13 protein-coding genes and 1 tRNA gene are annotated in these 12,142 nt (G+C 70.1%); 6 read left to right on the top strand and 8 right to left on the bottom strand.

Going from position 1 to position 12,142, the window contains the following annotated elements:
* Positions 1-64 precede the first annotated feature (64 nt).
* Positions 65-1,156, bottom strand: a complete 1,092-nt coding sequence (ugpC, locus tag AB0D32_RS28675) for a sn-glycerol-3-phosphate ABC transporter ATP-binding protein UgpC (protein WP_357096903.1) — start codon at positions 1,154-1,156, stop codon at positions 65-67.
* 333 nt (positions 1,157-1,489) lie between these two features.
* On the opposite strand from ugpC, the gene AB0D32_RS28670 reads away from it, so the two are divergent.
* Positions 1,490-1,566 (top strand) — tRNA-Thr (locus AB0D32_RS28670).
* Positions 1,567-1,639: 73 nt separating this feature from the next.
* Here AB0D32_RS28670 and AB0D32_RS28665 read toward each other — a convergent pair.
* Positions 1,640-2,065 (bottom strand): tyrosine-type recombinase/integrase, encoded by a 426-nt coding sequence (locus AB0D32_RS28665; RefSeq protein ID WP_357096900.1) that lies wholly within the window; start codon positions 2,063-2,065, stop codon positions 1,640-1,642.
* 150 nt (positions 2,066-2,215) lie between these two features.
* On the opposite strand from AB0D32_RS28665, the gene AB0D32_RS28660 reads away from it, so the two are divergent.
* Entirely contained in the window at positions 2,216-2,908 is a 693-nt protein-coding gene (locus AB0D32_RS28660) for an SMI1/KNR4 family protein (RefSeq protein WP_357096898.1), read from the top strand.
* Between the two features lie 124 nt (positions 2,909-3,032).
* On the opposite strand, the gene AB0D32_RS28655 is transcribed toward AB0D32_RS28660, so the two are convergent.
* Together AB0D32_RS28655 and AB0D32_RS28650 are read right to left on the bottom strand one after the other, a co-directional pair.
* Positions 3,033-3,500 (bottom strand): hypothetical protein, encoded by a 468-nt coding sequence (locus tag AB0D32_RS28655; protein ID WP_357096896.1) that lies wholly within the window; start codon positions 3,498-3,500, stop codon positions 3,033-3,035.
* Positions 3,501-3,537: 37 nt separating this feature from the next.
* The gene (locus AB0D32_RS28650) at positions 3,538-4,575 is read right to left on the bottom strand and encodes an IS110 family transposase (RefSeq protein WP_357096894.1); all 1,038 of its coding nucleotides are present in this window, start codon (positions 4,573-4,575) and stop codon (positions 3,538-3,540) included.
* A gap of 849 nt (positions 4,576-5,424) precedes the next feature.
* On the opposite strand from AB0D32_RS28650, the gene AB0D32_RS28645 reads away from it, so the two are divergent.
* Positions 5,425-5,754: a hypothetical protein gene (locus AB0D32_RS28645; RefSeq protein ID WP_357096892.1), complete on the top strand. Its 330-nt coding sequence runs from the start codon at positions 5,425-5,427 to the stop codon at positions 5,752-5,754.
* Between the two features lie 354 nt (positions 5,755-6,108).
* Here the strand turns inward: AB0D32_RS28645 and uppS are convergent, their stop codons facing one another.
* Positions 6,109-6,891, bottom strand: a complete 783-nt coding sequence (uppS, locus tag AB0D32_RS28640; RefSeq protein ID WP_357096890.1) for a polyprenyl diphosphate synthase — start codon at positions 6,889-6,891, stop codon at positions 6,109-6,111.
* 417 nt (positions 6,892-7,308) lie between these two features.
* Here uppS and AB0D32_RS28635 point away from each other — a divergent pair, with 417 nt between their 5' ends.
* The gene (locus AB0D32_RS28635; protein ID WP_357096888.1) at positions 7,309-7,710 is read left to right on the top strand and encodes an AraC family transcriptional regulator; all 402 of its coding nucleotides are present in this window, start codon (positions 7,309-7,311) and stop codon (positions 7,708-7,710) included.
* Between the two features lie 56 nt (positions 7,711-7,766).
* Positions 7,767-8,186 (top strand): VOC family protein, encoded by a 420-nt coding sequence (locus AB0D32_RS28630; protein ID WP_357096886.1) that lies wholly within the window; start codon positions 7,767-7,769, stop codon positions 8,184-8,186.
* A 15-nt stretch (positions 8,187-8,201) separates the two neighbouring features.
* Here the strand turns inward: AB0D32_RS28630 and AB0D32_RS28625 are convergent, their stop codons facing one another.
* The 3 genes from AB0D32_RS28625 to AB0D32_RS28615 form a co-directional block, all read right to left on the bottom strand.
* Positions 8,202-8,804, bottom strand: a complete 603-nt coding sequence (locus AB0D32_RS28625) for a TetR/AcrR family transcriptional regulator (protein WP_357096884.1) — start codon at positions 8,802-8,804, stop codon at positions 8,202-8,204.
* On the bottom strand, positions 8,801-10,423 hold the full coding sequence (locus AB0D32_RS28620) for a succinic semialdehyde dehydrogenase (RefSeq protein WP_357096882.1): 1,623 nt from the start codon (positions 10,421-10,423) through the stop codon (positions 8,801-8,803). The genes AB0D32_RS28625 and AB0D32_RS28620 overlap by 4 nt, the downstream gene beginning before the upstream one ends.
* Before the next feature lie 143 nt (positions 10,424-10,566).
* Positions 10,567-11,067, bottom strand: a complete 501-nt coding sequence (locus tag AB0D32_RS28615; protein ID WP_357096880.1) for a hypothetical protein — start codon at positions 11,065-11,067, stop codon at positions 10,567-10,569.
* Between the two features lie 182 nt (positions 11,068-11,249).
* Between AB0D32_RS28615 and AB0D32_RS28610 the strand changes: the two genes are divergently transcribed.
* Positions 11,250-12,142 (top strand): PepSY domain-containing protein (locus AB0D32_RS28610; RefSeq protein WP_357096878.1); only part of this gene is annotated, 893 nt, incomplete at its 3' end.

Below are 12,142 nucleotides of genomic sequence, written 5' to 3'. Positions count from 1 at the left end.
CGGAAAGGGGCGGTCCGCCGATGGCGGGCCGCCCCTTTCGCTGTACGTCAGCTCGGGCCGTACGTCAGATCCGGTTACCGCTGCCCGCGTTGAACACGTGGCTGCGGCCCTCACGCGGCTTGACGAACACGGTGTCGCCCATGTTCGGCATGTTGCGCCGGTCGGTACGGACCACGAAGCGCTCGTTGTTGCCCTCCAGCGCGGCGTGGCCGTAGATGTTGGCGTCCGAGCCGAGGTCCTCGACCAGCTCGACGACGACCGGCATGCCGCCCTCGGTCGGGCTGACCAGGTCGCAGTCCTCGGGGCGGAAGCCGACGGTCACCTTGTCGTTGCCGCCGTCGGCGCGGGCCGCCTCGACCTGCTCACGGGTGAGCGGGATGGTCAGGTCGGCGAACGTGGCACCCCGCTCGCCCAGCGGCACGGTCTTGATGTTCATGGCGGGGGAGCCCATGAAACCGGCGACGAAGACGTTGGCCGGGGTGTCGTAGAGCGCCCGCGGGGTGTCCACCTGCTGGAGCTCGCCGTCGAGCATGACCGCCACCCGGTGGCCCATGGTCATGGCCTCGACCTGGTCGTGGGTGACGTAGACGGTGGTGACGCCCAGCTTCGCCTGCAGCGACGCGATCTGGGTACGGGTCTGCACACGCAGCTTCGCGTCGAGGTTCGACAGCGGCTCGTCCATGAGGAAGACCTGCGGCTCGCGGACGATCGCCCGGCCCATGGCCACCCGCTGGCGCTGACCGCCGGAGAGGGCCTTCGGCTTGCGGCCCAGGTACTCCTCCAGCTGGAGCAGCGCCGCCGCCTCCTTGACCCGCCGGTCGATCTCGGCCTTCGAGGTCTTGCGCAGCTTGAGCGCGAACGCCATGTTCTCGTACACCGTCATGTGCGGGTAGAGGGCGTAGTTCTGGAAGACCATCGCGATGTCGCGGGCCTTCGGCGGCAGGTGGGTGACGTCCCGGTCGTCGATGTGGATCGAGCCCTGGTCGACGTCTTCCAGGCCGGCGAGCATGCGCAGGCTGGTGGACTTGCCGCAACCGGAGGGGCCGACCAGGACGAGGAACTCGCCGTCGCCGATCTCCAGGTCGAGCTGGTTGACGGCGGGACGCTCCGTGCCCGGGTAGATCCGGGACGCCTTGGAGTAGGTGACCGTAGCCATGGTGGGGTGCTTCCTTTCACCGGCAGGAACGTGCCGGACGATCCGAGTGGAAGGAGCGGTCGGCACAGGGACGCGCCGACCCACGGGCGACCTCTCGATGATCGAGATGTCGTCCGTGTCACTGCACGGTAAACGGCTTTTCGTCACATGCCAAGGCGGGGAGCACGGGATGGGACGGGCGGCATAGACATTCCGGTCAGTCGGGCACGGGCGAGCATCAATCGACCGCGACCGGGGGTGGTCCGCAAGGGGACAGCGACGTTTCCGGTGGTCGGGGGGCCTGCCGAGGGGGAAATCCGGACGTCAGTCGCTATGCTGACGTCGGCACCACACGCCCCTGTAGCTCAGCTGGCCAGAGCACTCGCCTTGTAAGCGAGATGTCGCCGGTTCGATCCCGGCCGGGGGCTCCAATTCCATCAGGCATTTTTCGCCGGGCACTGTCGCGCGTCGGCCGGTTGACAGCAACGCTGACAGCAACCGAGGTCACGACAGCCGCCCGTCGAGTTTGCCCAGCGCCTGACGCATGGCGTCGAGGTTGGCATGGGCGTAGATCTTGAGGGTGATCTTGACGTCGGCGTGCCGGGCGATGGCCTGTACGACGTGCGGCGGGACGCCCAGCTCCATCAGCAGTGACACGACGGTGTGCCGCAGGTCGTGCAGGCGGACACCGGGCAGGCCGGCGGCTTCCCGAAGCCGGGCGAACGAGCGACTGAGGTTGGTGGGCTCGATCGGGGTGCCCCGTTCCGAGGGAAAGACGAGGTCGTGGTCTTCCCACACCTCGGCGAGCGCGGCCCGCTCGGTCTGCTGCCGCTCCTGATGTTCGAGCAGGGCGAGCCAGGTGACCTCGGGCAGCGGCAGCACCGCCTCCGAGTCCTCGGTCTTGGCGTCCAGGGGGATGTCGAGCTCCACTTGATGCGTTACACGTCAGGTTCGCTTGATGGTTGACAGTTGAGCAGCCGTTGAGCGTTGTCGGTTACATTCCGTGACGGCTGCTTGCCGGTGGCCGTCAGGCCGCAGTCGCCGGCTGATGTGCCAAGCCGTGCGGCTTAGGCTGCCGGCGTGGAGACTGATTGGGATGCGGTACGCAGGCGAACACTTCGGGTGCGTACCGCGTTGGCCGGCCGCTTCCGCTTCGGCTTGTTGCGTGCTCCAAGCCCACTGGCTCCCTTGACCGAATATGAACTTGGCGAGGCGGAGCAGCAGTTTGGCGTCGTCATGCCCGACGGATACCGACAGTTCCTACGGCATGTCGACTCCGGCGGCGTCGGGCCGGCGACCCTGCGCCGGCTAGTGCGTGGCCCCGGCGGCTGGGGATGGGAGAACGACCGGGAGACGGACCTTGCATCCTTGGCGACGCCGTTTCCAGACCAGGACTCGTACGAGGACCTGTGGGATGGGCTCGAAGCTGTGGAGCCGCCACGTTCAGACGAGGCAGCGTGGACGGCCTGGGACCTCCGCGGTGACGTTCTCCATCGAGCCCAGACGGCGGGGGCGTTATACATCAGCGACGACGGATGCGGCTTTCACGCGCTGCTCGTCTGCTCCGGCGCCGAACGCGGCAACGTGTGGTTCGACCGACGCGCCACGTGTGATGACATCGTGCCCTTACGCAACCCGGACGGCACCCACGCGAGCTTCACCGACTTCTACCTGGACTGGCTTGGCGCGGCGGAGCAGACACTCGCAGGGAAGTGGGGACGGCTTTACCGCTACGAGATCCGGGCACCAATCTACGAGGGACGCTTCGACTAGGTGACGTTCGCGCTCCGTAGCCCTCAAGCTGGCACGCCTGTAACCCATCAAGTGGAGCCAGCATGTAACCCATCATCCGGAGTACGACAGCCGGCCGCCGGCGAAGTGGACGCTCCTATTTCCGTCAAGTGGTCGTGGTGAACTGATCGTCTATCGGTGAGTAGATGATCAAGGGGTGTTGCGGGCTGTTCTCCGGTGTCAGGCGCACTGGCTTTCCGAGCTGGCGTCCAAGGCTGCGCATGAAGCGGCACAGGAGGTCCAGCTGGTGCTGGCCCTGTAGCTCGGTGCGGTCGAAGTCGAACTCGACCTCGTCATCGCTGAAGAAGTGCGTGTTGACCAGCATGTTGGGCGTCGGCCAGATGTGCATGGTGACAGCCGCCTCGGAGCGGCGGAGGGCGAAGATGTCGGCGGCCTGCTGCGGTAGTGGCTGGGACCGGCCTTCGACCGTGTAGTCGAACCGCCATCCCTGCGATCGGACCAGGTCGATCACCCGCTGCCAGTCGTTCTCGTCGGCATCGAGGACGTAGGCGTCGAGCAACGAGCCGTCAGGCGCGAACCAGTCGGCGACATCGTTCCAGGTCAGGTCGTGCACCCGGACATGATCGTCCCTGTGATGGCTTCAGGCACGCTTAATTCGGATGGTCAGCTGTGAGCAGGCGGAAGGCATCCCGGGCGATGTAGCGCTTCAGGCAGCGCATGATCTCGGTCTTGGTCTTACCCTCGCTGACCCGGCGGGCGACGTAGTCCTTGGTGGGCTGGTGGCAGCGCATCCGGACCAGGGTGATGCGCCACAGGGCGCTGTTGGCGTCGCGATCGCCGCCACGGTGCAGTCGGTGGCGGTCGGTGCGTCCTGAGCTCGCCGGAACGGGTGCCACGCCGCAGAGCCGGGCGAAGGCGGCTTCGGACCGCAGCCGGTGGGGGTTGTCGCCGACGGTGACGAGGAGCTGCCCGGCGGTGTCAATGCCGACGCCGGGCAGGGCGACCAGGTCTGGAGCCACGGCGGTGACCAGGGTGGTCAGGTGGCTGTCGAGGTCGTCGATCTCCGCTTGCAGGGCGAGCCAACGGCGGGCGAGGCTGCGCAGGGCGGTCTTGGCGGCGGTGGCCGGATTGGTCACCGAGTCGGGCCGCAGAGCGGCACAGGCGCGAACACGACGCTTGCCGGACAGCCCCCGCAGGAGCTGCCTGACGGAGTCAGGCGCCGAGATGAGGAGAGCCTCGATCTGACCCCCGGCCTGGATGCGAGCCTTCATCGCCCCGCGTCGGGCCACCCGCAGGGTTCGGATCATCTCGACCTGGGCGTCGCGGCTTTTCGGGGTGCCGGTGGCGCGGCCGGAGAGCACGGCTCGGGCAGCGGACTCGGCATCGATGATGTCGGTTTTGCCGATGCGGCGGCGGGTGGAGCGGTCGGGGCGGTCGACCTCGACGACGGCGAGTCCGTACTCGGTCAGGAACCGCAGCAACCCGGCGCCGTGACTGCCGGTGCCTTCCATGCCGACCGCCACGACGGTGCCGAAGGACTCCGCCCAGGTCGCCAACTGCGCGTAGCCGCGGATGGTCGTCGGGAAGCTTCTCGTCTCCAACAGCCTGCCGGTCTGATCCAGCACTGCCGCGACGTGCACGTCTTTGTGGGTGTCGACCCCGACGGTCACGCCCAGGTCCTCGTTCATCCCGCCTCCTGTTTGATAGGTCAAGGCTCGGCCACTGAGCACGAGGGGAACGCTGGACAGAACGGGGATGAGGGACGAACCCAAGCTCCTAATCAGGTCACCACGCCGGCCCGTGCACACGCCGAGAACGGTGTCCCCGCCTGCCGGGTCGACGGGTCAACTTCAGGGCACGGAGCCGGTTCAAACTCGGGTCAGGCCCGGCCGCGGGGACACCTCCTCAGAATCCCCGTTCAAAATTTCTGTACGTCTTCAAGGCGGCCCGCAACGGGCCGCACGCGCCGCCGCCTGGGCGCGCGTCCGTCGCTCCGCTGGCGCTCCGACTCCGGCCACGCAACACGCCCGGCGGCTGGCGCGGAGAGCGGAAAGCCCGGAGGGGCCGCCGCAGACGGATCAGGTGTGAGAGTGGTGGAGGTTCGTCGCCGGCAGCCGGCCGCGCCGCGCCCGAGCAGCGCGGCGCAGGAAGGGCGCGCCGGGGTCCGCGCGGCAAGCCCCAAGCATGGGGGCGGTGCCCGCCGAGGGCATGCCGGTCGTCCAGGAGCCGGCTCCGCAGCCGCTCCGGGTCAGATCAACCGCTCACCTGGGAGGGGGAGGGGTGGCCGCCGGTGGCCGGCTCCGACCCCGGGAGCCGGGCCCGTGCCGGGCAAGGTTAGGTCAACTGCGCCACTGTGGCGGTGTCCGCCGGGGGCACGGTCCGTGACACGAGAGCCGACACCGACTCAGGCTGTTCCGGCAGCGTCCGTACGTGCGTCAAGGCCGTCTTGACGTGGCGGACCGGGCGGCGGCACGCTGCCCCAGGCACCGTCACGCGACCCGCTGGACTTGCGCCCTGAGCCGGGTCATCATCGCGCGGTGGCTGAAACTCTCGTCGAGATTCACGTTCCGCTTGTGGCATCGAGCGGTCTCTCCGATGGCGACTACCAGTTCCCCTGGATCGAGGACATCGGAGACTTCCTCGTTGACCTGGAGGAGCGCGGGGAAGTGGAGGTTTACGACGACGGCGAAGAGTGGGAGGACGTTTACATCTTCTTCATCAGCGGTGCGGACGAGGCAGCCCTGTTGGCTGTCGCCTCCCGAGTCGCGAAGCTGCACGGGGTTCCACCTGGGGCCTTCGCTGTCGTCACAGATGTTGAAGCAGACGAGTATGGCCAGGGGCGGCGAGTGGCGCTTGCATCGTTCTGACGCCGGCTACCTGTCTGGCTGGGTGACTAACTGAGTGACGACCGGGACCGACAGCGGTGGACAACCGTGGACACCGGAGGACTCCTCTCGCGGCTAGCCTGCCAGCGAGGAGCAGGTCAGGCAGGTGTGTTGGTTGCCTGGGGGTCAAGCAGCCTGCCGGGGCACACACGGGACACAAGACAGCGTAAAACGTCGGCAACCAGCCATCAACGAGTGAGTCCAGGAGCGAGCCTGAGCAGCGCGCCGACCAGGCCGCCGCAGGTCACGGACGAGACGGTCTAAGTTCCGCTTCAACGTCTGACGGTCATCGGTCTGTCTGGTTATGCATGGAGGCGAGGGCCCGGAACGTTGTTGTCACGCTCCAAATCGTCGGCTGCGGGCCGAATAGGAGCGCAGCGCGCGGAGGAAATCGATCTTCCGGAAGCCTGGCCAGTACACGTCGCAGAAGTACAGTTCGGAGTAAGCGGCTTGCCAGAGCAGGAACCCCGACATGCGGCGTTCTCCGCTCGTACGGATGACCAGGTCAGGCTCGGGCTGTCCGCCGGTGTACAGGTGCGCCGTGAGAGCGTCCACGCTTAGCCGCTCTGCGACGTCATCGAGTGTGGCGCCCGCTTGTGCCTCCTGCTCCAGTAGGGAACGAACTGCGCTGACGATCTCCTCGCGGCCGTCGTAGCCGATGGCGACCGTGAGGTGGAAGTTGGTACCGCGTTCACGGGTTACGTCCTCCGCGAGTTTCAGGGCGTGACGCGTCGAGTCGGGCAGGACGTCCGCACGGCCGGCCAGGTGAAGCTGCCAGCGGTTGGTGGGAAGGAGGAGCGGCTCCGTGACGACCTCCTCGATCATCCGCATCAGGTTCTCCACCTCTTCGGATTCCCGCTTACGCATGTTGTCGAGGGAGGCGACGAACAGCGTGACGTGATGGATGCCCATGTCGGCGCACCAGCCCAATACCTCGTGGATGTGTTCCGCGCCGTATCGGTGGCCCACCCGAGGGTCAGCGAAGCCCGCCTGCCTGGCCCACCGGCGGTTCCCGTCAATCACCATTGCCACATGCCGTGGCAGCGACGCACCGGCCAACTGCGTGCGGAGGCGGAGGGCGTAGAGCCGGTAGGCGGCACGGCGTACGGGCTGCATCATGATCGAATCAAATCACCCCGGTAGCGCTGACGTTGGCCCGCCTGCCCGAACGTCCAGGCGGATCGGGATTTTGTTACCTTCGGCCGAGGCGGACTGTCGACAGCAACGGTGACAGCAACGAGCCAGAACAAAGACAGCCGCCGGCGGCCCGGAGCGGACAATTGCCCGAGGCTGCATACGCGGATGGACCTCGCCGGACGCAGCGCCCAGAACTTGTAAGCGAGATGTCGCCGGTTCGATCCCGGCCGGGGGCTCCAATTCCATCAGGCAGTTCCGGCGCCCGCTCGGCGCCGCCCCGGTGATCAGGACGACATGGACGTTACCCGGCCGTCTTTGGGTCCATGGCATCCTGATCACCGGCGCTGGAGCTGACGGCAGGATGCGGCAGGTTAAGGGGCGCTTGCCTATGCTGGCGCTGTGAGCAGGGCGACCGAGGAGTCGAACCGGGCCATGCTGCGCGCCCGGGACGCCATGGACCGCGCGTACGACCAGCCGCTGGACATCCCCGCCCTGGCCCGGATCGCGTACGTGTCCGAGGCGCACTTCATCCGCACCTTCCGGGCCACCTTCGGCGAGACCCCGCACCGCTACCTCCAGCGGCGCAGGGTGGAGCGGGCCATGTACCTGCTGCTGCACACCGACCGGGACGTCACCGACGTCTGTTACGCGGTCGGCTTCTCCAGCCTGGGCACGTTCAGCCGCACGTTCCGGCAGATCGTCGGGGAGCCGCCGTCGGAGTACCGCCGGCGCAAGGCGCCGACCGCCGCCGTGCCGGGCTGCTTCACCAAGGCATGGACCCGGCCCAGCAGCTTCGGGTGAGCAGAGGTCAGTTTTGGATAAGCAGCAGGTCGTGGCCGCCCCGTAGCGTTCCGGGCATGACGATGAACGCGATCAGCCGCTCCCAGATCTACGTCCTCGACCAGGACGAGGCCCTCGACTTCTATGTCGGCAAGCTCGGCATGGAGGTCAACACCGACCAGGATCTCGGCTTCATGCGCTGGCTCACGGTGAACCTTCCCGGTGACCCGGAGCGCGAGATCCTGCTGGAGAGGCCCGGTCCGCCGGCCCTCGACCCGGCCACCGCCGAGCAGGTCCGCGAGATGCTCACCAAGGGGGCGCTGGGCGGGTACCTCTTCATGACCACCGACGACGCGCACAAGACGTACGAGGACCTGGTCGCCAAGGGCGTCGAGATCACCGACGAGCCGATGGAGCGCCCGTACGGGATCGACTTCGGCATCCGCGACCCGTTCGGCAACAAGATCCGCATCGGCCAGATGTTCCCCCGGGGCTGACCTGGCGGCGGTTGATCATGATCGACCTGGTGCCGGCCTGCCAGGGGAGTGTGCCCGGTGGGCCGGCAGGCCGGCGAGCAGGGTGTCGACCAGGGCGTCGGCGTCGGCGGGTGGCAGCGGGCGGTGGGTGACCACGGCCCGCAGCCAGACCGGCCCGAGCAGCAGGTCGGCCAGGAGCACGTCGTCCACCGGCCCGGTCAGTTCACCCCGGGTGCGGGCCCGCCCGGTCACCTCCGCGACGTGTGCGCAGTGCTGGCCGAGCAGTTCGTCGGCGAGCCGGGCCAGCTCCGCGTCGGCACCGGTGTGGGCGAGCACGTCGGCGGCGAGCCGTCCCGGCCCGTCGGCGAAGAACGCGGCCTTCGACCGGAGCAGGTCGGCCAGGTCGCCGCGCAGGGTGCCGGTGTCCGGCACCGGCAGGTCCCGGGCGATGGCGTGCCGGAACGTCGCGGCGACCAGGGCGGGCTTCGACGGCCACCACCGGTAGAGGGTGGTCTTGTTGACCCCGGAGCGCCGGGCCACCCCCTCGACGGTCAGCGCGGCGTACCCCTCGGTGGCCAGCAGGTCCAGCACGGCCGCGTGGATGGCCTCGGCGCCGCGCGGGCCGCGCACCTGGCTCATCGCCCGGTGCGGCGCAGCAGGCGCAGCGCCGCGGTCATCCGCCGGGTCCAGGCGGCGGTGTGCGCACCCGGCCCGTGGTACGCGGGGGCCAGGTCCAGCCCGCGCTGCCGGGCGACGGTCTTGACCCGGGTGAACCGGAGCAGCCCGTCGGCGCCGTGCCGGCCGCCCAGCCCGGAGTCCTTCCAGCCGCCCATCGGGGCGTCGACGCTGCCCCAGACGGCGCTGTAGCCGTCGTTGACGTTGACGGCGCCCGCGTCGATCCGCGCCGCGACCGCCTCGCCGCGTGCCCCGGAGCCGCTGAAGACGCTGGCGTTCAGCCCGTACGCGGTGTCGTTGGCGAGGGCCACCGCCTCGTCGTCGGTGTCGAAGCGGTGGACCGCGACGACGGGCCCGAAGGTCTCTTCGGCGTGCATCCGCATGCCGGGGACGACGCCGGTGAGGACGGCCGGCTCGAAGACGTACGGGCCGATGTCGGGTCGGTGCCGGCCGCCGGTGTGCAGGGTGGCGCCCCGCGCGACGGCGTCGGTGACGTGCGCGGTGACCGTGTCGAGTTGCCGCGCGGAGGCCAGCGAGCCCAGGTCGGCGTCGAAGTCGCCGCCCACGCCCAGCCGTAGCGTCCCGGTGCGCGCGACGAACCGGCGCAGGAACTCGTCGTGCAGGCGGTCGGCGACGTAGACCCGTTCGGCGGAGACGCAGAGTTGGCCGGCGCTGGCGAAGCAGGCCCGGATCGCGCCTTCCACCGCCCGGTCCAGGTCGGCGTCGTCGAGGACGAGCAGCGGGTTCTTGCCGCCCAGTTCCAGCGATGACGGGACCAGCCGGCGGGCTGCCTGGGCGGCGACCTCCCGGCCGACCCGGGTGGAGCCGGTGAAGCAGACCAGGTCGGCCCGGCCGGTGACCAGCGGACCGACGTCGGAGCCCTCGCCGGCGACGATCTGCCAGAGCGCCGGGGGCAGGCCCGCCTCGACGGCGAGGGCGCGCAGCCACAGCGCGCTGAGCATGGTGGCCGGGTCGGGCCGGTGCACCGCCGCGTTGCCGGCGGCCAGGGCGGGCAGCACCTCGGACGCGGCCAGCGAGAGCGGATAGTTCCAGGGCGAGACGACGCCGACCACGCCCACCGGGAAGCGCAGCTCGCGGGTGCGGGTGAGCACCGGCAGCGCCCCGGCCCGGCGGCGGGGCCGCAGGAGCCGGGCGGCGGCGCGGGCGTAGTGGCGCGCGTTGATGGCGACGTCGAGGATCTCCTCGACCGCGTGCCGGCGGGCCTTGCCGGCCTCCAACTGGACCAGGTCGAGCCCTTCGGCCTGCCGGTCGAGCACCAGGTCGTGCAGCCGGAGCAGGACGGCGGCCCGGCGGGCGACCGGCAGCCCGGCCCAGGGGCGCTGGGCGGCACGCGCGTCGGCGAAGGCACTGTCGACGTCGGCCGGAGTGCTCGATGTCACGTCCACCGTCCGCTCGCCGGTCAGCGGCGAGGTGGCGGTGAACGTGGGCCCGGTGCCGCGCACCTGCTCGACGAGCGCGGCGGCGCCGGCGGGCAGCGCCGGGGGGCGTCCGGCGGCGGCGGGGTTGCCGGTGGCCGGGCCGCCCGCCGGGTCGGCGTGCGAGGGGCGGGCAGTGGTGGTCATGCCTCGACGTTAACGCAACGCGACGTTGCGTTGCAATTGCGGTGTCGGCCGGGCCCGCGCATCGCCCGCCTTTCCCGGGAAGAGGGCCTGCGGCTCGCCGGGACGCCCATCGGCAGGGCTGCGTCGGGCGCAAGCCAGCCCGCTCAGCCGGTGGCCCCGACCAGCAGCTCCACCACCTCGCGGGTCCTCCTCGGCGCGCTGCCGTCCGTCGGGCAGTCCACGTAGCCGGTCTCGAAACCCCCGACGCTCAGCCGGTAGGTGAATGCGTCCCGGCAGTTGGTGGGGGCCGACGGGTGACCGGCTTCGGCGGTGAGAGCGGGGTCGGCGACGAGCCGGCGCAGCCGGTCCAGGTCCGCGACGGAGAGCCGGCCGGTGCGCCGCGACCCGGCGCGGTCGACGGCGGTCCACCGCCCGTCGGGCTCCACCGTCACGGTGTCGCCGCGCCCGGCGATCCCGCCCGACCGGGTCAGTACGACGCGCGCCGCCGTGGCCGTCGGTCCGGGGGAGGGCGGCGCGGTCGGCTCCGGGGGCGGCGCGGGGGCCGTCGGGCGGCCGGTCCCGGAAGGGGTGGCCCGCTCCGGCGGCTCGGTCGCCGCGCAGCCGGAAAGGACCGTCGCCACCAGTGCGATCTTGACGCCGGTCATCGAAGCTGATCTCATTCCGCTCGGACGTGCGGCGCGGCGGCGCGGTTCCCGCCGGCCCGGTTCCACCGAACGGTCAGTGTCCGGGGCGGAATCCGGATCACCTCTTCTCTTTTGGGTCGTCACATCGTTATATCTACATGCGTGACTATCCCTGTCACGCATACCCCCTTTCAGGAGGGCACGTGAAAAGACCCCTTGCCGCCGCCGGTACGGCCCTGCTCACCAGCGGCCTGCTGGCTGGCGTCGCCACCCCGGCGCTCGCGGCACCTCCCGCCGCCCCCGCCCCGGGCGGGCCCGCCGCCGCGGCGAGCATCCTGCGGACCAACGCCGGCGCCGTCCAGGGCACCGGCGCCGAGTCCTACCAGGTGCACAGCACCAAGGTGGACGCGAACGGCGCCGCGCACACCCGCTACACCCGGACCTACCACGGCCTGCGGGTGTACGGCGGTGACTTCGTCATCCACACCGCGCCGAACGGCGGCTACGCCGGCTCCTCCGTCGGCCTGGACGCCCCGCTGACCCTGCCCACCGCGGCGAAGGTCCCCGCCGCCGCCGCCAAGAAGGCCGCCCGCGCCGAGTTCTCCGGCACGCTCACCGCCGTGGGCGCCCCGGAGCTCTTCGTCGACGCCAGCTCCGGCAAGGGCCGGCTGGCCTGGGAGACCGTCGTCAGCGGCTGGCACCCGGACGGGCAGACCCCGTCCCGGTTCCACGTCATCACCGACGCCACCACCGGCAAGGTCATCGGCTCGTACGACGAGATCGAGGCCGTCGCCGGCACGGGCAACAGCGTCTACTCCGGCACGGTCACCGTGGACACCACGCTCTCCGGCAGCACGTACCAGATGATCGACCCGGCGCGCGGCAACGGCTCCACCTGCGACATGAACAACGGCACGTCGACGTGCACCACGCTCACCGACGCCGACAACACCTGGGGCACCGGCGCCAACTCCAACCGGCAGTCGGCCGCCGTGGACGCCCACTTCGGTGCCGCCAGGACGTACGACTACTTCAAGAACGTGCACGGCCGCAACGGCATCTTCGGCGACGGCCGGGGCGTGCCCAGCCGGGTGCA

Source organism: Micromonospora sp. NPDC048170 (genome assembly GCF_040652795.1).
Lineage (GTDB): Bacteria > Actinomycetota > Actinomycetes > Mycobacteriales > Micromonosporaceae > Micromonospora.
The sequence above is the reverse complement of the archived record's forward strand: the minus strand, read 5'-3'. Positions and strand labels throughout refer to the sequence as shown.

Bases quoted from the DNA above. Each gene is read 5' to 3' on its own strand.
- uppS (WP_357096890.1), bottom strand. From the start codon at position 6,891: ATGATGCAGCCCGTACGCCGTGCCGCCTACCGGCTCTACGCCCTCCGC.
- AB0D32_RS28625 (WP_357096884.1), bottom strand. From the start codon at position 8,804: ATGAGCCAGGTGCGCGGCCCGCGCGGCGCCGAGGCCATCCACGCGGCC.
- AB0D32_RS28650 (WP_357096894.1), bottom strand. From the start codon at position 4,575: ATGAACGAGGACCTGGGCGTGACCGTCGGGGTCGACACCCACAAAGAC.
- AB0D32_RS28630 (WP_357096886.1), top strand. From the start codon at position 7,767: ATGACGATGAACGCGATCAGCCGCTCCCAGATCTACGTCCTCGACCAG.
- ugpC (WP_357096903.1), bottom strand. From the start codon at position 1,156: ATGGCTACGGTCACCTACTCCAAGGCGTCCCGGATCTACCCGGGCACG.
- AB0D32_RS28615 (WP_357096880.1), bottom strand. From the start codon at position 11,067: ATGACCGGCGTCAAGATCGCACTGGTGGCGACGGTCCTTTCCGGCTGC.
- AB0D32_RS28620 (WP_357096882.1), bottom strand. From the start codon at position 10,423: ATGACCACCACTGCCCGCCCCTCGCACGCCGACCCGGCGGGCGGCCCG.